Annotated in this window: 20 protein-coding genes; 12 read left to right on the forward strand and 8 right to left on the reverse strand. The window is 67.5% G+C overall.

Features of this window, described 5'->3' with window-relative positions; genetic code table 11:
• The first annotated feature begins 160 nt into the window (after positions 1-160).
• The 9 genes from IMZ29_RS08755 to IMZ29_RS08795 all read left to right on the forward strand — a co-directional run bounded on the left by IMZ29_RS08755 (position 161) and on the right by IMZ29_RS08795 (position 9,508).
• Positions 161-1,066 (forward strand): glutamate/aspartate ABC transporter substrate-binding protein, encoded by a 906-nt coding sequence (locus tag IMZ29_RS08755; RefSeq protein WP_216182864.1) that lies wholly within the window; start codon positions 161-163, stop codon positions 1,064-1,066.
• Between the two features lie 161 nt (positions 1,067-1,227).
• Positions 1,228-1,974, forward strand: coding sequence for an amino acid ABC transporter permease (locus IMZ29_RS08760; RefSeq protein WP_216182866.1), 747 nt, complete (start codon positions 1,228-1,230; stop codon positions 1,972-1,974).
• Positions 1,971-2,639 (forward strand): amino acid ABC transporter permease, encoded by a 669-nt coding sequence (locus tag IMZ29_RS08765; protein WP_216182868.1) that lies wholly within the window; start codon positions 1,971-1,973, stop codon positions 2,637-2,639. Before IMZ29_RS08760 ends, IMZ29_RS08765 begins: the two co-directional genes overlap by 4 nt.
• Complete coding sequence (locus IMZ29_RS08770) at positions 2,636-3,370, forward strand: amino acid ABC transporter ATP-binding protein (RefSeq protein ID WP_216182871.1); 735 nt, start codon at positions 2,636-2,638, stop codon at positions 3,368-3,370. Before IMZ29_RS08765 ends, IMZ29_RS08770 begins: the two co-directional genes overlap by 4 nt.
• Positions 3,371-3,505: 135 nt before the next feature.
• Entirely contained in the window at positions 3,506-4,543 is a 1,038-nt protein-coding gene (locus tag IMZ29_RS08775; protein WP_216182921.1) for an asparaginase, read from the forward strand.
• 95 nt (positions 4,544-4,638) lie between these two features.
• Positions 4,639-6,486, forward strand: coding sequence for a sensor histidine kinase (locus IMZ29_RS08780; RefSeq protein WP_216182873.1), 1,848 nt, complete (start codon positions 4,639-4,641; stop codon positions 6,484-6,486).
• Entirely contained in the window at positions 6,479-7,822 is a 1,344-nt protein-coding gene (gene aauR / locus IMZ29_RS08785; protein ID WP_216182874.1) for a two-component response regulator AauR, read from the forward strand. Before IMZ29_RS08780 ends, aauR begins: the two co-directional genes overlap by 8 nt.
• A 58-nt stretch (positions 7,823-7,880) precedes the next feature.
• Positions 7,881-8,174 (forward strand): helix-turn-helix transcriptional regulator, encoded by a 294-nt coding sequence (locus tag IMZ29_RS08790; RefSeq protein ID WP_216182876.1) that lies wholly within the window; start codon positions 7,881-7,883, stop codon positions 8,172-8,174.
• On the forward strand, positions 8,174-9,508 hold the full coding sequence (locus tag IMZ29_RS08795) for a type II toxin-antitoxin system HipA family toxin (protein ID WP_216182878.1): 1,335 nt from the start codon (positions 8,174-8,176) through the stop codon (positions 9,506-9,508). Before IMZ29_RS08790 ends, IMZ29_RS08795 begins: the two co-directional genes overlap by 1 nt.
• Positions 9,509-9,552: 44 nt before the next feature.
• On the opposite strand, the gene rpiA is transcribed toward IMZ29_RS08795, so the two are convergent.
• Positions 9,553-10,221, reverse strand: coding sequence for a ribose-5-phosphate isomerase RpiA (gene rpiA, locus IMZ29_RS08800; RefSeq protein WP_216182880.1), 669 nt, complete (start codon positions 10,219-10,221; stop codon positions 9,553-9,555).
• Between the two features lie 108 nt (positions 10,222-10,329).
• Between rpiA and IMZ29_RS08805 the strand changes: the two genes are divergently transcribed.
• The 3 genes from IMZ29_RS08805 (at position 10,330) to gudD (ending at position 13,785) form a co-directional block, all read left to right on the forward strand.
• Complete coding sequence (locus IMZ29_RS08805; RefSeq protein ID WP_216182882.1) at positions 10,330-11,394, forward strand: LacI family DNA-binding transcriptional regulator; 1,065 nt, start codon at positions 10,330-10,332, stop codon at positions 11,392-11,394.
• Positions 11,395-11,478: 84 nt separating this feature from the next.
• Positions 11,479-12,438 carry a Bug family tripartite tricarboxylate transporter substrate binding protein gene (locus IMZ29_RS08810; protein ID WP_253206974.1) on the forward strand — a complete coding sequence of 320 codons (960 nt, stop codon included), beginning with the start codon at positions 11,479-11,481 and terminating at the stop codon, positions 12,436-12,438.
• A gap of 18 nt (positions 12,439-12,456) precedes the next feature.
• Entirely contained in the window at positions 12,457-13,785 is a 1,329-nt protein-coding gene (gudD, locus tag IMZ29_RS08815) for a glucarate dehydratase (protein WP_216182886.1), read from the forward strand.
• Between the two features lie 16 nt (positions 13,786-13,801).
• On the opposite strand, the gene IMZ29_RS08820 is transcribed toward gudD, so the two are convergent.
• The 7 genes from IMZ29_RS08820 to IMZ29_RS08850 all read right to left on the reverse strand — a co-directional run bounded on the left by IMZ29_RS08820 (position 13,802) and on the right by IMZ29_RS08850 (position 21,006).
• Complete coding sequence (locus IMZ29_RS08820; protein ID WP_371820183.1) at positions 13,802-15,196, reverse strand: DNA recombination protein RmuC; 1,395 nt, start codon at positions 15,194-15,196, stop codon at positions 13,802-13,804.
• Positions 15,197-15,342: 146 nt separating this feature from the next.
• Positions 15,343-16,314, reverse strand: coding sequence for an NAD(P)-dependent oxidoreductase (locus tag IMZ29_RS08825; RefSeq protein ID WP_216182890.1), 972 nt, complete (start codon positions 16,312-16,314; stop codon positions 15,343-15,345).
• 18 nt (positions 16,315-16,332) lie between these two features.
• Complete coding sequence (gene msrQ, locus IMZ29_RS08830; protein WP_216182892.1) at positions 16,333-17,043, reverse strand: protein-methionine-sulfoxide reductase heme-binding subunit MsrQ; 711 nt, start codon at positions 17,041-17,043, stop codon at positions 16,333-16,335.
• An 8-nt stretch (positions 17,044-17,051) separates the two neighbouring features.
• Positions 17,052-18,017, reverse strand: coding sequence for a protein-methionine-sulfoxide reductase catalytic subunit MsrP (msrP, locus tag IMZ29_RS08835; protein WP_216182894.1), 966 nt, complete (start codon positions 18,015-18,017; stop codon positions 17,052-17,054).
• Between the two features lie 142 nt (positions 18,018-18,159).
• A complete protein-coding gene (locus IMZ29_RS08840) occupies positions 18,160-18,963 on the reverse strand; it encodes an ABC transporter permease subunit (RefSeq protein ID WP_216182896.1) in 804 nt (267 codons plus the stop codon).
• A complete protein-coding gene (locus IMZ29_RS08845; protein ID WP_371820184.1) occupies positions 18,960-19,868 on the reverse strand; it encodes an ABC transporter permease subunit in 909 nt (302 codons plus the stop codon). Before IMZ29_RS08845 ends, IMZ29_RS08840 begins: the two co-directional genes overlap by 4 nt.
• Before the next feature lie 13 nt (positions 19,869-19,881).
• Positions 19,882-21,006, reverse strand: coding sequence for an ABC transporter ATP-binding protein (locus tag IMZ29_RS08850; protein ID WP_216182898.1), 1,125 nt, complete (start codon positions 21,004-21,006; stop codon positions 19,882-19,884).
• Positions 21,007-21,106 lie beyond the last annotated feature (100 nt).

The raw sequence follows: 21,106 nt of genomic DNA on the forward strand, positions 1-21,106 counted from the left end.
ATTTCAAGCGCTTACGGAATTGTTTCCAGGTTCGACGGCTTGGCATGGATTCTGCCTTTCTATTTTCAGGCAGGGAGACAGCCCTTCCGCATCGCACGCAGCCACCTGACGCCCGATCGGCGCAAGGGGTTGCCTGACAACCACAAGAGGAACCCGTTCCATGCGTATCGCACCCCGTGTTCTGGCCATCGCCGTCGCCGCCGCCCTGACGACCCCGGTCGTTGCCGCCGAGCTGACCGGCACGCTCAAGAAGATCAAGGATTCCGGCACCATCACCCTGGGCCACCGTGACTCCTCCATCCCGTTCTCCTACCTGGGCGACAACTCGCGCCAGCCGATCGGCTACTCGCACGACCTGCAATTGAAGGTCGTCGAGGCGGTCAAGCAGGAACTGGGCATGGACAAGCTGAACGTCCGCTACAACATGGTCACCTCGCAGACCCGGATTCCCCTGGTGCAGAACGGCACCGTGGACATCGAGTGCGGCTCGACCACCAACAACCTCGAACGTCAGAAGCAGGTCGACTTCTCCGTGGGCATCTTCGAAGTGGGCACGCGTCTGCTCACCCGCAAGAGCTCGGGCATCAACGACTTCGCAGACCTGAAGGGCAAGAACGTCGTGACGACCGCCGGCACGACGTCCGAGCGTCTGATCAAGGCCATGAACGCCGAGAAGCAGCTGGGCATGAACGTGATCTCCGCCAAGGACCACGGCGAATCGTTCCTGATGCTCGAGTCGAACCGCGCCGTCGCCTTCATGATGGACGACGCCCTGCTCGCCGGCGAAATGGCCAAGGCCAAGAAGCCCGATGACTGGCACGTGGTCGGCACGCCGCAATCCTTCGAGATCTACGGCTGCATGGTGCGCAAGGACGACCCGGCCTTCAAGGCCGTGGTGGACAAGGCCATCAGCGCCACGTTCGCCTCGGGCGAGATCAACCAGATCTACGCAAAGTGGTTCCAGCAGCCGGTGCCCCCCAACGGCCTGAACCTGAACTTCCCGATGAGCGACGAACTGAAGAAGCTCATCGCCAACCCGACCGACAAGTCGGCCGAACAGATCTGATCCCGTCGCGCGCGCGGTGCGTCCTGCACCGTGCGCTGATGCGTGCCGGCGGGCTCGCCCGCCGGCCTCCCCCACCGCACGTCCGAATCTTGCCCTGCCGCAACCCTGCGTGATCAGGCTGCTCGCCGTGCCTCGTCATCCTGCTCCGAGGAGCCTCCCGCATGAACTACAACTGGGACTGGGGAATATTCTTCAAGTCCACCGGGATCGGCAGCGAAACCTACCTCGACTGGTTCATCGCCGGTCTGGGCTGGACTGTCGGCATCGCGTTGACTGCCTGGATCATCGCCCTCGTACTCGGCTCGTTGCTGGGCGTCATGCGCACCCTGCCGAACCGTCTGCTGTCGGGTATTGCCACGGTGTACGTGGAAATCTTCCGCAATGTGCCGCTGCTCGTGCAGCTTTTCATCTGGTACTTCCTCGTGCCAGACCTTCTGCCTGAGTCCCTGGAGCTGTGGTTCAAGCAGGATCTCGCGCCCGCGACCTCGGCCTTCCTGAGCGTGGTGGTCTGTCTGGGCCTCTTCACGGCCGCGCGGGTGTGCGAGCAGGTGCGCACCGGCATCCAGGCGCTGCCCGTGGGCCAGGGCTCTGCCGGCAAGGCGCTGGGCTTCAGCCTGCCGCAGGTCTACCGCCATGTGCTGCTGCCCCAGGCGTTTCGCATCATCATCCCGCCACTCACCAACGAATTTCTGAACGTCTTCAAGAACTCCTCGGTGGCCTCGCTGATCGGCCTGATGGAGCTGCTCGCGCAGACCAAGCAGACGGCTGAGTTCTCGGCGCACCTCTTCGAGGCGTTCACCCTCGCCACGCTGATCTACTTCACGCTGAACATGAGTCTCGTGTTGCTGATGCGTTTCATCGAGCGCAAGGTGGCCGTGCCTGGCCTGATTTCCGCCGGAGGCAAATGATGGACTTCAGCCAGATCATCCCGGCCCTGCCCCTGCTGTGGGACGACCTGAAACTCACGCTGCAACTGCTGGTGCTCGGCGTGCTGGGCGGCGTCGTGCTGGGCACCCTGCTCGCGCTCATGCGTCTGTCCAAGAGCAAGCTGCTCTCGAACATCGCTGCCACCTACGTGAACTACTTCCGCTCGATCCCGCTGCTGCTGGTGATCACGTGGTTCTATTTCGCGGCGCCCTTCGTGCTGCGCGCCATCACCGGGCAGGACACGCCGGTCGGTGCGTTCGCCTCGTGCCTCGTGGCCTTCATCATGTTCGAGGCGGCATACTTCTGCGAGATCGTGCGTGCCGGCATCCAGGCGATCCCCAAGGGTCAGATGGGCGCTGCCCAGGCCCTGGGCATGACCTACAGCGAGACGATGCGGCTCATCATCCTGCCGCAGGCGTTCCGTAAAATGACGCCCCTGCTCCTGCAGCAGAGCATCATCCTCTTTCAGGACACGTCGCTCGTCTACACGGTGGGTCTCATGGACCTGCTCAACAGCGCCCGTTCGCGCGGCGACATCCTCGGCCGTCCGCACGAGTTTCTCATCGCCGCCGGTCTCGTCTACTTCGTGATCAGCTTCATCGCCTCGCGTGGCGTGAAGCGACTGCAAAAAAGGTTAGCCACATGATCTCCATCAAGAACGTCAGCAAGTGGTATGGCGACTTCCAGGTCCTCACCGACTGCAATACCGAGGTGAAGAAGGGCGAAGTGGTGGTCGTGTGCGGTCCGTCGGGCTCGGGCAAGTCCACGCTCATCAAGTGCGTCAACGCGCTGGAGCCCTTCCAGAAGGGTGACATCGTGGTCGATGGCACCTCGATCGCCAATCCCAAGACCAACCTGCCCAAGCTGCGCTCGCGCGTGGGCATGGTGTTCCAGCATTTCGAACTCTTCCCCCACCTGACGATCACGCAGAACCTCACCATCGCGCAGACGCAGGTGCTGGGTCGCAGCAAGCAGGAAGCCCATGCCAAGGGCATGGCGCTGCTCGAGCGGGTGGGCCTCACGGCCCATGCGAACAAGCATCCGGGCCAGCTCTCGGGCGGTCAGCAGCAGCGCGTGGCGATCGCCCGGGCGCTGGCGATGGACCCGGTCGTGATGCTGTTCGACGAGCCGACCTCGGCGCTCGATCCGGAGATGGTCAACGAAGTGCTGGACGTGATGGTCCAGCTCGCCCACGAAGGCATGACCATGATGTGCGTGACCCATGAGATGGGCTTTGCGCGCAAGGTGGCCGACCGCGTGATCTTCATGGACGCGGGCCACATCGTCGAGGATTGCCAGAAGGAGGCGTTCTTCGGCGACATCAACGCGCGCTCCGAGCGGGCGCAGCAATTCCTCGCGAAGATCCTGCAGCACTGATTCCGGCGCCGGCCCGGTTTGGCCGGCATGGCTGTTCCCTCCCCGAAGTCCATTTGATAGAGACTGGAGTCGACCATGAAGCATCTGAGGAATTGGCTGGCGCCCGCGGGCGTGGCGCTGTCGCTGTTGCTGCCGATGGGGGCCTACGCGCAGACGGCGCAGACGACGGACGCGGCCAGGAAGCCGGCCAACGTCGTCGTGCTCGCCACGGGTGGCACGATCGCAGGCGCAGGCGCGAGCGCGTCGAACAGCGCCACCTACCAGGCGGCCAAGGTGCCGGTGGACAAGCTCATCGCCGGCCTGCCCGAACTGACCAGCGTGGCCAATGTGCGTGGCGAGCAGGTCTTCCAGATCGCCTCGGAGAGCTTTACCAACGCGAACCTCCTGCAACTGGGCAAGCGCGTGGCCGAACTCGCCGCGAGCAACGACGTCGACGGCATCGTGATCACGCACGGCACCGACACGCTCGAGGAAACCGCCTACTTCCTCAACCTCACCGTGCACAGCGAGAAGCCCGTGGTGGTGGTCGGTTCGATGCGCCCGGGCACGGCGCTCTCGGCCGATGGCGCGCTCAACCTCGTGAACGCAGTGACCGTGGCGGGTGACCCCACGGCGCGCGGCCAGGGCGTTCTCGCCGTCATGAACGACGAGATCCACAGCGGTCGCGACGTCACCAAGGCCGTGAACATCCGCACCGACGCCTTCCGCAGCCCGTGGGGCCCGCTCGGCATGGTCGTCGAAGGCAAGAGCTACTGGTTCCGCGCGCCCGTCAAGCGTCACACCGTGAACTCGGAATTCGACATCACCCAGATCAGCGAACTGCCGCGCGTGGACATCGCCTACGGTTACGGCAACGTGAGCGACGTCGCGTACAAGGCGTTCGCGGACGCTGGCGCCAAGGCACTGATCCACGCGGGCACGGGCAATGGCTCGGTGGCGGCGGACGTGGTGCCCGGCCTGCGCGCGTTGCGCGAGAAGGGTCTGTTCATCATCCGCTCCTCGCGCGTGAACCAGGGCGGCTTCGTCCTGCGCAACGCCGAGCAGCCCGACGACAAGTACGACTGGGTGGTCGCCCACGACCTCAACCCGCAGAAGGCGCGCATCCTCGCCATGCTCGCGCTCACCAAGACCCAGGACACGCGCGAACTGCAGCGCATCTTCTGGGAATACTGATGGGCTGGCGTGCGCACCATCCGGCGCGCACGCTTTCACGGGCGGCTATCATGCCAAGGTCATTTCTCCCGTTCTGGCGCCGCGCCGCCCGTGCCATGCCGTCCCCCCGCTCGCTCCGCCGCCTGCTGCCCGCCCTGCCGATCCTCCTGTGCGTTCTGGCCTGCGGGTATGCGGCCTACCACCTGAGCAACCAGGCCGGCATCCGTGCCTTGGCCGACAACGGCGAGCGCCAGCTCGAACTCCACGCCCGCGCCGTACAGGGCGAGATCAGCACCCATACCTACCTGCCCAGCCTGCTCGAACTCGAAGCCAGCGTGACGCGGCTCCTGCTCATCCCGACGGACTACCGCCGCCAACGGGTGAACGAGTACCTGGAGGGGCTGAACAGCCGCAGCGGCAGCCGCGCGATCTACGTGATGGACACCTCGGGCCGGGTGCTCGCGGCAAGCAACTGGCGCGATGCCGACAGCTTTCAGGGCGAGGACTTGTCGTTCCGCGCCTACTTCCAGGATGCCATGCAGGGGCGTCCGGGACGCTTCTACGGCATCGGCAGCACCACGGGCGAGGCGGGCTACTACCTCGCCCACGGCCTGCGCAACGATGGCGAGATCATCGGCGTGGCCGTCGTCAAGATCCGGCTCGACACCCTGGAGCAGCGCTGGGAGCGCGCCCGTCTCGAAGCCTTCGTGAGCGATGCCAACGGCATCATCATCCTGTCGAGTGATCCCGCACGCCGCCTGAAGGCCGTGCGGCCGCTCGACGACGACCAGCGCGCCCGGCTCGCGGGCAGCCTGCAGTATCACTGGACCCGGCTCGATGAGCTCACCCCGCTTGCACGCGAGCCCTTCGGCGCGGGCGAACTCCTGACCCTGCCTGCTGCCGATGCGAATGCGCCGCCCATACGTTATCTCGCACAGACCTTGCCACTCGTCGATCCGCCCTGGGAATTCACCCTGCTCTCGCCGCTGCAGGACGTGCAGCGCGAGGCCTGGCGCAATGGCCTGCTCGCCGCCGTCGCGTTCGCACTCGTCGCCTTCCTGCTGATCGCCTGGAACGAGCGCCGCAAGGTGGTGTCCACGCGTCTGGCCGCGCGCGAGGCGCTGGAGGAAGCCAACAGCCAGCTCGAGCGCAAGATCGCGGACCGTACGGCCCACCTGCGCGCGAGCAACGACTTGCTGCGCGCCCAGATCCGCGAGCGCCGCCAGGCCGAGGAGACCCTGCGCAAAGCGCAGGACGATCTCGTGCAGGCCGGCAAGCTCGCCGTGATCGGCCAGATGTCCACGAGCATCGCCCACGAACTCAATCAGCCGCTCGCGGCCGTGCGCACGCTCGCGGGCAACAGTGTGCGCTTCCTGCAACGCGGCAATCTCGAGGTGACCGCGAGCAATCTGCATACGATCAACAGTCTCATCGATCACATGGGCCGGATCACGGCGAGCCTGCGCGCCTTCGCTCGGCGCTCGGACGACACGGGCCGTGCGCAACTGGGCAAAGCCGTGGATGCCGCCATCTTCCTGCTGCACTCGCGCCTGGAGACCACGCCAGTGACGCTCGTGCGCGAGGTCGACGACGTGCCTGTCGGCATCGACCAGACGCGGCTCGAGCAGATCCTCGTGAACCTCATCGTCAACGCGCTGGACGCGATGGCCCCGCAGCGTGACCGCAGGCTCTGGCTGCATGGCGAGACCGACGGCAAGCGCTACTGCCTCACGGTGCGCGACAACGGCCCGGGCGTGCCGCCCGAGGCGCGCGTGCATCTCTTCGAGCCGTTCTTCACCACCAAGCCTGGCGAGCAGGGCCTGGGGCTGGGCCTCACGCTGTCGGCCAGCCTGGCGGCGGCCGCGGGCGGCAATCTCGCCGTGCAGCACCCGACGGAGGGCGGCACGGCCTTTGTCCTCACCCTGCCCCTGCTCGATCTCCCTGGAAACCCTGCCGATGTCTGAGTCATTGACCGTCCTGATCGTCGAGGACGATGCCCACGTTCTGCTCGGGTGCGAGCAGGCACTCGGTCTGGAGGACATCGCCTGCATTGGTGTGGGCAGCGCCGAGGAAGCCCTGGCGCGTGTAGGCGAGGATTTCGCCGGCATCGTGATCACGGACATCCGCCTGCCCGGCATCGATGGCCTGCAATTGCTTGATCAGTTGAAGGCGCGCGACGCCACGCTGCCGGTCGTCCTCATCACCGGCCACGGCGACATCTCGATGGCCGTGGCCGCCATGCGCGGCGGCGCCTATGACTTCATCGAGAAGCCCTTCTCCCCGGAGCGTCTGGTGGAAGTGGTGCGCCGCGCGCTCGAGCAGCGTGCGCTCGCCCGCGAGGTATCGGATCTGCGCCGTCAGCTCGCCGGCCGCCAGGCGCTCGAAGAGCGTCTGATCGGGCGCTCTGCGGCCATGCGGCAGCTGCGCGAACTCATCGCCAACGTGGCCGATACGTCCGCCAACGTGCTCATCGAGGGCGAGACCGGCACCGGCAAGGAGCTAGTGGCCCGCTGCCTGCACGACTTCAGCCGGCGCCAGGCGCGGCCCTACGTCGCGCTCAATTGCGGCGGACTGCCCGAGAATCTCTTCGAAAGCGAGATCTTTGGGCACGAGGCACACGCGTTCACCGGGGCCGCCAAGCGTCGCATCGGCAAGATCGAGCATGCCAACGGCGGCAGCCTCTTTCTCGACGAGATCGAGAGCATGCCGCTCAACCTGCAGATCAAGTTGTTGCGGGTGCTGCAGGAGCAGACGCTGGAGCGCCTGGGCTCGAACGAGCCGATCGCCGTGGACTGCCGTGTCATTGCCGCGACCAAGGCAGACCTGGACGAGATGGGGCGGCACGGGCAATTCCGCAGTGATCTGTACTACCGGCTGAACGTGGTCACGCTGGAGCTGCCGCCCCTGCGCGAACGACGCGAGGACATTCCGCTGCTCTTCGAGCACTTCCTCCAGCTCGCTGCACTGCGCTTCGATCGCCCGGCGCCTGGGCTGGATCGCCAGACGCTTGCCGCGCTGACGGCGCACGACTGGCCTGGCAATGTCCGCGAACTGCGCAACGTGGCCGAGCGACTGTCCCTGGGCATGCCAGTGTTTCGCAAAGCGGCGCTGGCCGACACCGCCACCGGCCCGAGTTTCAACGAGTCGGTGGATGCCTTCGAGCGCACGTTGCTCGCCGACGCCCTGGAGCGACATGGCGGCAATCTCACGCAGGCCGCACAGGCACTGGGCATGGCCAAGACCACCCTGTTCGACAAGGTGAAGAAGCACGGACTGGCCCGCGCCGCGGACGCCAGTTGACGCAGAGGGCGCCTCGCAGTATGTTGGCCATAACGCACTTTTCAATGAAAAGTTGTTTATGGACAACACAATCGAAGCACAACTGCGCCGCACACGGCGCGCGCGCGGGATGACGCAGGCCGCCCTGGCTGCTGAGGCGGGGCTCTCACGGTTTGCCGTCACGCGGGCCGAGACGCGGGCCGACGATACCCGGCTCTCCACCCTGGAGGCCATGGCCCGGGCCCTAGGACTCGACATCCTGCTCGTGCCCAGCGCGCTGCGCGGCGACATCGACGCCCTCGTGCGCGCGGGCGGCCGCGTCCTTGCCCAACCCGAGGGCGTGGATGCGCCCGCATCCATCGTCGACCTCTGATGGCGACGTACCGCCCTGCTCTGCGCGACGAGGCCGGCACGCACCTGCGCTTCGTGCGCGTCCTGCTGCACGACCCGCAACGGGCCGAGCCGGTCCTCGTCGGGCACCTGTCGCGGTACGGCGACATCCACCGGATGTCCTTCGATCCCGCCTATGTCGCGGATGTCCATCGGCCCGTCCTGTCGTTGCGGTTCCAGGGGGCTGACGAAGCCGCCACGCAGGCCATCCTGCAGGCCGTGCGCGACGAGCGGCTGGTCGCCCTGGGCCGGCTGCCCGCCTGGTTCGAGAATCTCCTGCCCGAGGGCCACAACCGCGCGCGCCTCGCCCGCGAGCGCGGTTGCAGCGAGGACGACGAATTCGAGTTGCTCGCGGCGGCAGGCCACGATCTCATGGGCGCGCTGGAAGTGACCCCGGTGCCCGCGGGCGAACTGCCGGACCCCGTGCGCGCCTGGCACGTCACGCTGGGGCTGGATACGCTCGAGCCGGGCTTCGTCGAAGAGCCGGTCGAGGACGGCGCGTCACTGCCGGGGGTCGTCACCAAGTTCTCGGCCATCCGGGACGGGCGGCGCTACGTCGTGCACCACCGCGGTGGCGCGGGCGACGTGATCCTCAAGCTGCCGAGCACCGCCCACCCTGACCTGGTCGACAACGAAGCCAGCTGCTATCGGCTCGCGAACGCGGTAGGGATGACCTGCGCGCAGGCGCGGATCGTGCCCCGCGCCGACGTCGCGCTCCCCGAGGACGTACCGTTTGAACATTGCCTGGCCGTGACGCGCTTTGATCGGGTCGGCGGGCGCCGGGTGCACATGGAAGAATTCGCCCAGGTGCTGGGACTGCGCCCGGCGCAGAAGTACGGCGGGCGCGATGCGCTTGGCTACTATGCGCGCATGCTGCGCGTGCTCGATCGCCTGTCCGGCCAGCCGGTGGCCGACGTCGCCGAGTGCGTGCGGCGCTTCACCGCCTTCATCCTCATGGGCAATACGGATGCTCATCTGAAGAATTGGGCGCTGGCGTACCTGGACGGGCGCACGCCCTCGCTCGCGCCCGCCTACGACCTCGTGTGCGTGGCGGCCTTTCTGGATCCGGCACGCCCGGGCCTGTATGCGGTCAATCGCGCCGTGGACGAGCGGCTGCGCGCCATGACACTGGCGGACATCGAGGCGGGACTGATCCGGGCAGCGGGCCTGCGCAACGTCAACGCGCTGCGCCGCGTGGTGCGCGAAACCATCGCGCGCGCACAGTCAGAGTGGCCCGCGCTGCTTGCCGAGGCGCCGCCGAACCTGGCGGCGACGGTCACGGCGCGCCTGGCGGGCGGCGTGGCCTTGACGGCCTGACGTCAATGGTCTGACGTCAGCAGCCCGACGTCAGCGACCGGCGGTCAGAGGCGGCGGATGCCGTTCTGGGTGGCGAGCAGGGCCACGTCGGCACCCGCAATGGCGAAGAGGCCGCAGGTCACCACGCCCGCCATGTCGTTGATCTGGCTTTCCAGGCCGGTGGCGTCGGTGATGGCAAGACCGTGCACGTCGAGGATGACGTTGCCGTTGTCCGTCACGAAACCCTCGCGCAACACCGGCCGCCCGCCCAGCGCCGCAAGGCGGCGTGCCACGGCTTCGCGGGCCATGGGGATCACTTCGACCGGCAGCGGGAAGGCACCGAGGCGCTCGACGAGCTTGGATTCGTCCGCGATGCAGATGAAACGCTCGGCCACGGACGCCACGATCTTCTCGCGGGTGAGCGCCCCGCCGCCGCCCTTGATCATGTGCAGTCGGGCATCGATCTCGTCGGCGCCATCCACGTAGAGCGGCATGGTCTGGACCTCGTTCAGGTCGAACACCGGCAGGCCATGGCTTGCGAGCCGTTGCGCGCTGCGTTCCGAGCTCGCCACCGTGCCGCGCAGACGCCCCTTGAAGGCGGCCAGACCATCGATGAAGAGATCCGCCGTGGACCCGGTACCCACGCCGATGATGACGTCCGGCGCGGCGACCTCGGCCACGAGTTCGAGGGCGGCGTCAGCGGCCTGACGCTTGAGTTGATCCTGGGTGAGCATGGGCAGAGTCCGGAAGAAGGCCGGCCGATTCTAGCACCGGGCCTGCAGGCCGCTGATCCGCCGCAGCGGTGGCGCGCTAACATCGCGGCTACTTCCGCGATCGATGCCATGTCCGACGATTCTGCCCGCCTGCCCGCCCCTGCCAACGCGCCTCGCGCCCGCCGCGCAGGTGCCGGCGTGACGGTCCACGACGTGGCGCGTGTCGCCCAGGTCTCCGCGATCACCGTGTCGCGCGCCGTCAACGCGCCAGAACGGCTGCTGCCGGAGACGCTCGCGCGGGTGCGCGCGGCGATTGCCGAGACAGGCTATGTGCCGAACCTGCTCGCCAAGCAGCTCAACGCCAACCGCAGCGCCCACCTCGTCGCGGCACTGGTGCCCACCCTGACGGGCACCGTCTTCTCGGGCATGATCCAGTCGCTCACCGACACGCTGGACGCACGCGGCTACCAGCTCCTGCTCGGGCAGAGCGGTTACGCGCATCCCCGCGAGGATGAACTTCTCGATGCACTCATCGGCCGACGCCCAGACGGCATCGTGCTGACGGGCGTGCACCACTCGGATCTGGCGCGGCGGCGCCTGCGCGCGGCCGGCATTCCCGTGGTGGAGACATGGGATCTCACCGATGACCCCATCGACATGGTGGTCGGGTTCTCGCACGCCGATGTCGGGCGGCGCGTGTGCGAAGCGCTTCACGCCCGGGGCTACCGACGACTCGCCCTGATCACCGCCACCGATACGCGGGCCGAGCAGCGTTGCGCAGCCTTCATCACGCGGGCGACCGAGTTGGGCCTGCCTGTGCCGCAGCAGGTGTCCGTCGAGGCCCCGCCCACGCGGCTGGGCCACGGCCGCGAGGCCCTTGCCCGGCTCTGGGCACAAGCCCAACCACCGGACGCCGTGTTCTGCAGCTCCGACATCATGGCGCTGGGCGTGCTCATCGAGGCCGGCGCGCGCGGCATCGACGTGCCTCGCCAATTGGGCGTGGTGGGCTTCGGCGATCTCGAGTTCGCTGCGAGTGCGCCGCCCGCCCTGTCATCCGTGCGCGTGGATGGTCCTGCCATCGGTGCCACCGCGGCAACGCTCCTGCTGGCCTGCGCGCGTGGCGAGGCGCCTGCGCCCCGACGGGTGGATGTCGGCTTCACGGTCATCGAGCGCGCCAGCACAATATCAGGGTAATTCCCAGGGTTGTCCGACTTCCCAGCCGGACCATCGCTCGTTATCATGCCCACAGATGACAACGTTAACATGCGGAGACTGATCATGTTCAAGCACGTCGTAGGCGCTGCCCTCTTCGCGGTCGCCACGCTGGCGCAGGCCGCCGATTATCCGAATCGCCCCGTCACGATGGTCGTCCCCTTTCCGCCCGGCGGCTCCACGGACAGCATCGCCCGCATCGTCGGCGCTGAACTCAGCAACCGCCTGGGCCAAGCCTTCCCCATCGAGAACAAGCCGGGCGCCACGGGCAGCATCGGGGCGAGCCAGGTGGCACGTGCTGCGCCCGATGGCTACACGCTCTTTGTCTCGTCGCTGGCCCCGTTCGTGGTCAACCAGCACTTGCAGGCCTCGCTGCCCTACAACCCGGACACCGATTTCGACTACATCACGGTGGCCGTGCAGGCGCCCAATGTGCTCGTGACGAATGCGGGCTCCGGTGCGGCGAGCGTGAAGGACGTGATCGATGCCACGCGCAAGAACCCGGATACCGCCACCTTCGCCTCCTCGGGCAACGGGTCGTCAGACCACCTGACCGCCGAGCTCTTCTGGCAGCGTACGGGCGCCAAGGGCGTGCACGTGCCCTATCGCGGCGGCGCGCCGGCCATCGCCGATCTTCTGGGTGGTCAGGTGCAGTACTCCTTCCAGAACATCAATGCCGTCATCAGCCACGTGAAGGCCGGCAAGCTCAAGGCCCTGGCCGTGACGAGCGCGCAGCGCTCCCCGTTGCTGCCGGACGTGCCCACCATGGCCGAGGCCGGCGTGCAGGGCGTCGTGGTGAACTCCTGGCAGGCGATCGCCGCACCCAAGGGATTGCCCGCCGACGTCCTGAAGACACTGAATACCCAGATCGTCCAGATCCTGAACGAACCGTCGGTCAAGCCCAAGCTGCTCGATCAGGGCTTCGAGATCGTCGGCAACACGCCCGAGGCGTTCCGTGACTTCCAGAAGGCCGAATCGGCGCGCTGGAAGGACGTCGTCCAGACTGGCAACATCACCCTGAACTGAACCGAGGCTCGTCCCCGCATGTCCGACTCCCCCCGCATCACCCGCCTGCGCGTCGTCCCCGTCGCCGGTCACGACAGCATGCTGCTGAACCTGAGCGGCGCGCATGGCCCCTTCTTCACGCGCAACATCGTCATCCTCACTGACAGCGCGGGCCGTACGGGCCTGGGCGAGGTGCCCGGCGGCGAGCCGATCCGGCGCACGCTGGAAGCTGCGCGATCGCTGGTCGAAGGTCAGCCGGTGGCGGCTTACCGTCAGATCCTGCAGAAGGTGCGCACGCAGTTCGCTGACCAGGATGCGGGCGGGCGCGGATTGCAGACCTTCGACCTTCGCACCACGGTGCACGCCATCACAGCCCTGGAATCCGCCAGCCTGGATCTCCTCGGCCAGCACCTGGGCGTCTCCATCGCCGAGCTCCTTGGCGAAGGGCAGCAGCGTGACAGCGTCGAGATGCTGGGGTATCTCTTCTTCGTCGGGGATCGCGAAGCCACCGACCTGCCCTACCTGACAGACCGGGACGCCAGCGACGACTGGCTGCGCCTGCGCCATGAAAAGGCCATGACGCCCGAGGCCATCGTGGCGCTAGCCCGCGCCGCCCAGGCCCGCTATGGCTTCAATGACTTCAAGCTCAAGGGCGGAGTACTGGCGGGCGAGGCCGAGATCGAGGCGATCCGCGCGCTGGCGGAGGCCTTTCCCGAGGCGCGCGTGACGCTGGACCCGAACGGCGGCTGGCTGCTGAAGGACGCAGTGCGGCTGTGCCGCGACCTGCGCGGTGTGCTCGCCTATGCGGAAGATCCGTGTGGCGCCGAGGGCCGCTTCTCCGGGCGCGAGGTGATGGCCGAATTCCGGCGCGCCACGGGCCTGCCGACGGCCACCAACATGATCGCCACGGATTGGCGGGAGATGGGGCATGCCATCCAGCTGCAGTCGGTGGACATTCCGCTGGCCGATCCGCACTTCTGGACGATGGCGGGCTCGGTGCGCGTGGCGCAGATGTGCCACGACTGGGGCCTCACCTGGGGCTCGCACTCGAACAACCACTTCGACATCTCGCTGGCGATGTTCACGCAGGTGGGTGCAGCCGCGCCCGGCCAGATCACGGCGCTCGACACCCACTGGATCTGGCAGGACGGCCAGCACCTCACCCGGGAACCGCTCAAGATTCGCGACGGCCGCATCGCCGTGCCCGAGCGGCCCGGGCTGGGCGTGGCGCTTGACGAGGATGCGCTCGAAGCCGCGCACCAGTGCTATCTGAAGCACGGGCTGGGCTCTCGCGACGACGCCGTGGCGATGCAGTACCTCGTGCCCAACTGGACGTTCGATCCGAAACGACCCTGCTTGGTTCGCTGAGCGCGGGGCCAGGCGCTCAGCCCTGACGGTCAGGCGGCACCGCGCCTGCGTCGGGCGCTGAACCATCGGCCTCGTCGGTGCCCTCCCGGCCCAACAAGGCACTGGTCTCGGGTTCCGGCAAGGCCTCGACCGAGCGCAGATTGCGCAGCATCACCCGGGTGCGTGTCTCTGTCTGTCCGAGGCGGTTGCTGGCCGAATCCAGCGCCTTCTTCACGCCTGCCAGCGTCTCGCCGAACTTGTGGAACTCGGTCTTCACGGCGCGCAGCACCTGCCATACCTCGGAAGAACGGCGCTCGATCGCCAGCGTGCGAAAGCCCATCTGCAAGCTGTTGAGCATGGCGGCCAGATTGCTTGGCCCCGCCACGTTCACGCGCAGGGCGAGCAGCCGGTCCATGAGCCCTTGGCGGCGCAGCACCTCGGCATACAAGCCTTCCGTCGGCAGAAAGAGAATGGCGAAATCCGTGGTGTGCGGCGGCGACACGTACTTGGTCGTGATCCGGCGCGCCTCGTTCTCCACGGCGCGCTCGAAGGCCGTGCCCGCCACCCGGATGGCGTCTTCGTCGGCACGTTCGTGGGCATCCATGAGCCGCTCGAAATCCTCGCGCGGAAACTTCGCGTCGATGGGCAGCCAAACCGGGCCTTCCTCGCGCTGCCCCGGCAGGCGGATGGCGAATTCGACGATCTCGCTGCTGCCCGGCACCGGCTTCACGTTGCGCCCGTACTGGTCGGGCGTCATGGTGTCCTCGATCAGGCGGGCGAGCTGCACCTCGCCCCAGGTGCCACGGCTCTTCACGTTCACGAGCACACGCTGCAGGCCGCCGACGCCGGCCGCGAGCTGACGCATGTCCCCCAGGCCCTGATGGACTGCTTCCAGACGCTCGGACACCAAGCGGAAGGATTCGCCCAGCCGCTTTTCGAGCGTCTCGTGCAGCTTCTCGTCCACCACGCGCCGCATCTCGTCGAGCTTGGTCGCATTGTCGGCCTGCATGCCATCCAGGCGCTCCTGCAGCGTGCGGCGAATGGCCTCCAGACGACGCTCGTTGGCTTCAGACAGTTGGCTGAGCTGCTGCCCCATGCCATCGGCAAAGCGCTGTAGCGACTGCGCGCCCTCCTGCCGCGAGGCCGCGGCATCCTGGGCAAGCCGCGTGCGCAGGTTCTCCAGATTGCGCGAGAGCTCGTCACGCAGCGCGCGGGCGTTGTCATCGAGCTCTCCGCGCAAGGCACGATGCGCGTCGCCCATCTCCAGGCGCAGGTGTCGATCCAGCTTTTCCTGGGCGTCGAGGAGGCGATCCAGCCGGGGATCGTGGCCGGGCTGGCGCCACAGCGCGATCCCGCAGGCCACGAGCGCCAGCAAGACAGCAACGAGCGCGGCATAGGGCCACCACACCGCGACGTCGGCAAGAAGAGGCACGGCAGGAACTCCAGGCAAAGCGGCATTGTAGGAGGCCGTCGCCCGGGCCGCTCACGAGCGCGCTTCGCGGGCGGCCTCTGGCGGAATGCCTGCGCAGGCGTCAGGCGCCTGTCAGGGCCGCGCCGAGGCCGGCAACCCGCCGCGCGTCATCGCCCGGCCTGCACCACGTGCTGCAGCGACTCGCCCGCCACGAATCGGGCGAGGTTCGCCGCGGCCCCCTCGGCCAGGCGCGCCGTGCTGGCCTGGCTGCCCGCGCCGCCCAGATGCGGCGTGATGATGAGGTTGGGCGCCTGCCACAGCGGGTGGCCGTCGGGCAGCGGCTCGGGCTCGGTCACGTCCAGGCCGGCACCGCCCACCTGACCGCTTGCCAGGGCCTCGGCAAGCGCCTCGGGATCGAGCACGCCGCCACGTGCGACGTTGATGATGAGCGCGCCGGGCTTGCAACGCGCCAGACGCTCACGATTCATGAAGTGGCGGGTTTCCGGCGTGAGCGCCAGGGCGAGCACGATCACGTCGGCCTGCGCGAGCAGCGTGTCCACATCGTCCAGCCCATGACATGCGGCCAGGACCGCATCGTCCTTGGGCCGGCGCGAGGCGGCTACCACCCGCATGCCGAAGGCGGCTGCGCGCGGCAGCAAGGCGCGGCCGATCTCGCCGTAGCCGATGATGCCGAGCGTGGCGCCTTCGAGCGAGCCCGTTCGGGCGCCGATCTGACGCCGCCACTGCCCATCTGCCTGGGCCGCGAGACAGTCCGGCAGACGCCGCACCAGGGCCAGCGCCAGCATCATCACGTGCTCGGCCACGGTGGGGGCTACGCCCCCCTCGGCGTACGTGACCGTCAGCGACGGCGGAAAACCGACCGCCTCGAAGCCTTCCCGCCCAGCGGACAGAAAGTGCAGCCAGCGCACCGTGCCACCCGGCCCGGCGATGCCATCCAGGACGCGGCGCGCGTCGGCCGCCGAGGCGTCCATCGTGACGAGACCCTGGGCGCCGGGCAAGGCGGCCAGGGTCTCGTCCAGGGTGTCGACGACGGTGACTTCCGCGCCCGGCACTGCCTGCAGATGCGCGGCCACGGCCGCCTTCAAATGGGGCAGACGCGCCCAGTACACAACACGCATGGGTCAAGCTCCTTGGGTTCAGCGACCACGACGCCGCTGCCAGAGACGCCAGCCCAGCAGCGCGATCAACACGCCACCATACACGATCACCTGCACATAGTCGTTCTTGCCGGCCTTGTGCAGCAAGAGGTGCAGCAAGGCGAGCACACCGATCACATAGATCAGGCGGTGCAGGCGCTGCCAGTTCACCCCCAAGCGACGAATCCAGCCCCGCGTGGACGTGATCGCCAAAGGCACCAACAACACGAAGGCCGCCATGCCCAGCGCGATGAAGGGCCGCCGCGCGACGTCGGCGGCGATCGCGGCCACATCGAACCACTGGTCGAACCAGACATAGGTGAGCAAGTGCAGACACACGTAGAAGAACGTGAAGAGCCCGCACATACGCCGCAACTGCCCGAGGGCAGGCTGGCGGGTGATGACGCGCAACGGCGTGATGGCGAGCGTGACGAGCAGACACACGAACGTCCAGGTGCCAGCCGAGCGCGTCAGGAACTCGATCGGGTTGACGCCCAGGCCGCCGGTGAAGCCCAGCACCAGCCAGCGCGCAAGCGGGTACAGGCCAAGGAGGAACAACAGGATCTTGGCGGTGCGCACAGACACGCCCGCAATGCGCAAGGCCGGCGGACGGCGCCGGGCGGCCGGCGCCGTGGCAGGCGCGCCGCGCGGCGTCGAGGTGTCAGCCGACACGGCTGGCGCTGCCAAGGAGTCTCGGGAATCCACAGCCATGGTTGCGCTCAGTAGTTCGCGCGCAGGTCCAGGCCCTGATAGAGCGAGGCGACCTCGTCGTAGCCGTTGAACATCAGCGTCTTGCGCTTGGGCGTGAAAAAGCCGTCCTCGCCGATGCGCCGCTCGGTGGCCTGGCTCCAGCGCGGGTGATCCACGTTCGGGTTCACGTTGGCAAAGAACCCATACTCGCGCGCGGCGGCCTTGATCCACGCGGTCTTGGGCTGCTGCTCCACGAAGCGGATCGCCACCAGGGACTTGGCGGACTTGAAGCCATACTTCCAGGGCACGGCCAGCCGCAGCGGCGCCCCGTTCTGGTTGGGCAGCACGTGGCCATACAGGCCGAACACCAGCATCGTGAGCGGGTGCATGGCCTCATCCAGGCGCAGGCCCTCCACGTACGGCCAATCCAGCACGTTGCCACGTACGCCGCGCATCGTGTCGGTCTGCACCGCCGTGACGAACTCCACGTACTTCGCGTTGCCCGTGGGCTCCACCTGTTTGATGAGCGCATTGAGCGAGTAGCCCACCCACGGGATCACCATGGACCAGCCTTCCACGCAGCGCAAGCGGTACAGGCGCTCCTCCATCGGCGCGAGCTTGCGCAGCGCGTCAATGTCGAAGGTCTGGGGCTTGCCCACCTCCCCTTCCACCTGCACGGTCCAGGGTTCGGTGCGCAGGGCGCTCGCATAGCGCGCCGGATCCGACTTGTCGGTGCCGAACTCGTAGTAGTTGTTGTAGGAGGTGACGTCCTCGTAAGACGTCGGCTTGTCCGTTGCCTGGAAGGCAGGATTCGGCGTGCCGGGCAACGCCGCCCCGGTGGGCGCGGCGGCGAAGGCCTGGCGTGCGCTCCAGCCGGTGGCCCCGGCCGCGGCCAGCGCGGCCCCGCCCTGCAACATCAGGCGGCGCCGCTGCTGGTAGACCGCCTGGGTGGTGATCTCGGAGGGCAGGATGTCGGACGGCTTGCGAATCAACATGACGAATCTCCTGGTGACGCCGGCGCGCCGGCGTGCCGCGGGCGCGGCGTCTCTCAGGGGATACGCACCGTGACCGCCACTGGATGCACGATACGCCGATCCGGCGCGTGACGCAGCGTAACCGCCGCGTCACGCCGCCCCGTCAGGCTCGGGCGTTGCGCCGCTGCACCCAGTGGGCCACCAGCATGCCCACGGCCACCACGGCGATGAGCAAGGTGGCGAGCGCGTTGACCTCGGGCCGCAAGCCCAGCCGCACGCGCGAGAAGATCTCCACCGGCAGCGTCGTTGATCCCGGACCGGACAGGAACGAGGCGATCACCACGTCGTCCAGGGAGAGGGTGAAAGCGAGCAGCCAGGCGGCGAGCAGCGCCGGAACGATGAGCGGCAGCGTGATCTTGAAGAACACCGTGAGCGGCGAGGCGCCCAGATCCATCGCGGCCTCCTCCAGGCTGCGGTCCAGATCGCGCACGCGCGACTGGATGATGACGACGACGTAGGCCACGCACAGCATCGTGTGCCCGGCCCAGATCGTGAGCGCGCCCCGACCCGCCGGCCAGCCAAAGAGTGCGTCCATCTCCACGAAGAGGAGCAGCATGGAGATGCCCAGCACCACCTCAGGCAGGACGAGCGGCGCGCTCACCATGGCCACGTAGAGCGAGAAGCCCTTGAAGCGGCCCATGCGCGCAAGCACGTAGCCCGCCCAGGTGCCGATGATGACCGCGGTGGTGGCGGTGAAGGCGGCGATCTTGAGCGAGAGCAGTGCGGCCGAGAGCAGCGCGCGGTCGTTCCAGAGCGAGGAATACCACTTCAACGAGAAGCCCGACCAGACGGTGACGAGCGTGGACTCGTTGAACGAATACACCACCAGGCTGATGATGGGCACATAGAGAAAGCCGAACCCGAGGATCAGGGTGAGCCAGTAGAGCGTGCGGTTCTGGCGCATCATCGCTTCTGCTCCTCGAGCACGCGCACCTGGCTGTGCTGGAAGAAGGCGAGCGGCACGAGCAGCAGCAACACCATGACGCAAGCCACGGCGGCGGCCATCGGCCAATCGGAGTTGTTGGCGAATTCGGTCCAGAGCACGCGCCCGATCATGAGCGTGTCGGCACCACCCAGCAACTCAGGGATCACGTACTCTCCCACGGTCGGGATGAAGACAAGCATGGCGCCGGCGATGATGCCGGCGCGCGAGAGTGGCAACGTGATGGTGACGAACGCTTTCCAGGGCTTGGCGCCCAGGTCGTAGGCGGCTTCGAGCAGGCGGCCGTCGAGCTTCACCAGGTGCGCGTAGAGCGGCAGGATGAAGAACGGCAGGTAAGCGTAGACCAGGCCGATGTAGACGGCGATGTCGGTGCGGTAGATCTCGAGCGGCGCGTCGGTCATGCCCAGCCACATCAGCAGGTTGTTGAGCAAGCCGTCGTTGCGCAGGATGCCGATCCAGGCATAGACGCGCAGCAGCAGCGAAGTCCAGAACGGCAGGATCACCGCGAAGAGCAGCAGCGTGCGCGTGCGCGGATCCGAGCGCGCGATGCAGTAGGCGAGCGGATAGCCGATCAGAATGCACAGCACGGTTGTGACCGCCGCCATCTTGAGCGAACTCAGATAGGTGGCGATGTACAGGTTGTCCGTGAAAAGCAGGATATAGCCGCGCAGCTGCAGCGCGATGGTCAACACCTCGTCCTGGAACTCGAGCAGCGGGGTGTAAGGCGGGATCCCGAACTGCAGGCCCGAGAAGCTGATCTTCAGGACCAGCAGGAAGGGCAGCAGAAAGAAGAAGATCAGCCAGACGTAGGGCGGCAGGATGGCGAGCGCACGGGCGCTCGGCCGCCAGCGGCGCAGGGCAGCGGGCATGTCGGCAGGCTCCTCAGGCAGACAGCACGGTCACGCCGTCGGCGGACCAGCTCGCGAACACGGACTCGCCCACGGCAGCCCCATCGCCCTCAGCCAGCACGCGGCTCGGCACGCTCGCCTCGATCAGTGCGCCCGATGCGAGACGCACCTGAAAGACCGTATGGCTGCCCATGTAGGCGGCATGGGCCACTTCGCCCTCGGCCCAGTTCACGTGCCGCACGGGGCGCTGGCGCGAGAGCATCACGCGCTCGGGCCGGATCGAGGCCGTGACCGCCGTGCCGAGCGGCTCGCTCACGCCATGGTTCACGTACAGACGCTGCGCGAAAGCGGGGGATTCGATCCCGATGTGGTCGGCCTCGTCCTCGACGATGACGCCATCGAAGAGATTGGTCGAGCCGATGAAACTCGCGACGAAGCGCGAATTCGGGTACTCGTAGACCTCGTGCGGCGTGCCGCACTGGACGATGCGCCCTTCGCTCATGACGGCGAGCCGGTCGGCCATCGTCATGGCCTCTTCCTGGTCATGCGTGACCATGATGCAGGTCACGCCCACCTGCTCGACGATGCGGGTGAGTTCGATCTGCGTCTTCTGGCGGATCTGCTTGTCGAGCGCAGACATGGGCTCATCCAGAAGCAGCAGCTTGGGCTGTTTGACCAGGCTGCGCGCGAGCGCGACACGCTGCTGCTGCCCGCCCGAGAGCTGCGCGGGCCGGCGCTTGCCGTAGGCCTGCATCTGCACGAGCTTCAAGGCCTCGGCCACGCGGTCCCCGATCTCCGCGCGCGCCACGCCTTCCTGGCGCAGCCCGAAGGCCACGTTGGCCTCCACCGTCATGTGCGGAAAGAGCGCGTACGACTGGAACATCATGTTCACCGGGCGGCGGTACGGCGGCACGTCGGTGATGTTTTCGCCATCGAGCAGGATGCGACCGGCGCTCACCGACTCGAAGCCTGCCAGCATGCGCAGCAACGTGGATTTGCCGCAGCCCGAACTGCCCAGCAGGGCGAAGAGCTCGCGGCGGGCGATGGCGAGATCGACGTGCTGCACCGCGACGGTGTCGCCAAAGTGCTTGGCAACGCCTTGGATCTGCACGAAGCCCGGTGTCGGCGGGGGGCCGCTCTCGGGGGAGGACAGGGACATGATGGCTGGTCTAGGTGTGCCACGCCCCCGGGCAGGGGGCCGTGATGAGGCAGGAGGAAGGCGGATCGCCACCGGGGTCGCGCCGCCCGTCAGGCCGGGC

The organism is Verticiella alkaliphila (genome assembly GCF_018904615.1).
In the GTDB taxonomy this organism is placed as follows: domain Bacteria; phylum Pseudomonadota; class Gammaproteobacteria; order Burkholderiales; family Burkholderiaceae_B; genus Verticiella; species Verticiella alkaliphila.

Excerpts from the sequence above, each read along its gene's own strand:
- IMZ29_RS08755 (WP_216182864.1), top strand. The coding sequence starts at position 161 with ATGCGTATCGCACCCCGTGTTCTGGCCATCGCCGTCGCCGCCGCCCTG.
- IMZ29_RS08760 (WP_216182866.1), top strand. The coding sequence starts at position 1,228 with ATGAACTACAACTGGGACTGGGGAATATTCTTCAAGTCCACCGGGATC.
- IMZ29_RS08765 (WP_216182868.1), top strand. The coding sequence starts at position 1,971 with ATGATGGACTTCAGCCAGATCATCCCGGCCCTGCCCCTGCTGTGGGAC.
- IMZ29_RS08770 (WP_216182871.1), top strand. The coding sequence starts at position 2,636 with ATGATCTCCATCAAGAACGTCAGCAAGTGGTATGGCGACTTCCAGGTC.
- IMZ29_RS08775 (WP_216182921.1), top strand. The coding sequence starts at position 3,506 with ATGGGGGCCTACGCGCAGACGGCGCAGACGACGGACGCGGCCAGGAAG.
- IMZ29_RS08780 (WP_216182873.1), top strand. The coding sequence starts at position 4,639 with ATGCCGTCCCCCCGCTCGCTCCGCCGCCTGCTGCCCGCCCTGCCGATC.
- aauR (WP_216182874.1), top strand. The coding sequence starts at position 6,479 with ATGTCTGAGTCATTGACCGTCCTGATCGTCGAGGACGATGCCCACGTT.
- IMZ29_RS08790 (WP_216182876.1), top strand. The coding sequence starts at position 7,881 with ATGGACAACACAATCGAAGCACAACTGCGCCGCACACGGCGCGCGCGC.
- IMZ29_RS08795 (WP_216182878.1), top strand. The coding sequence starts at position 8,174 with ATGGCGACGTACCGCCCTGCTCTGCGCGACGAGGCCGGCACGCACCTG.
- rpiA (WP_216182880.1), bottom strand. The coding sequence starts at position 10,221 with ATGCTCACCCAGGATCAACTCAAGCGTCAGGCCGCTGACGCCGCCCTC.
- IMZ29_RS08805 (WP_216182882.1), top strand. The coding sequence starts at position 10,330 with ATGTCCGACGATTCTGCCCGCCTGCCCGCCCCTGCCAACGCGCCTCGC.
- IMZ29_RS08810 (WP_253206974.1), top strand. The coding sequence starts at position 11,479 with ATGTTCAAGCACGTCGTAGGCGCTGCCCTCTTCGCGGTCGCCACGCTG.
- gudD (WP_216182886.1), top strand. The coding sequence starts at position 12,457 with ATGTCCGACTCCCCCCGCATCACCCGCCTGCGCGTCGTCCCCGTCGCC.
- IMZ29_RS08825 (WP_216182890.1), bottom strand. The coding sequence starts at position 16,314 with ATGCGTGTTGTGTACTGGGCGCGTCTGCCCCATTTGAAGGCGGCCGTG.
- msrQ (WP_216182892.1), bottom strand. The coding sequence starts at position 17,043 with ATGGCTGTGGATTCCCGAGACTCCTTGGCAGCGCCAGCCGTGTCGGCT.
- msrP (WP_216182894.1), bottom strand. The coding sequence starts at position 18,017 with ATGTTGATTCGCAAGCCGTCCGACATCCTGCCCTCCGAGATCACCACC.
- IMZ29_RS08840 (WP_216182896.1), bottom strand. The coding sequence starts at position 18,963 with ATGATGCGCCAGAACCGCACGCTCTACTGGCTCACCCTGATCCTCGGG.
- IMZ29_RS08845 (WP_371820184.1), bottom strand. The coding sequence starts at position 19,868 with ATGCCCGCTGCCCTGCGCCGCTGGCGGCCGAGCGCCCGTGCGCTCGCC.
- IMZ29_RS08850 (WP_216182898.1), bottom strand. The coding sequence starts at position 21,006 with ATGTCCCTGTCCTCCCCCGAGAGCGGCCCCCCGCCGACACCGGGCTTC.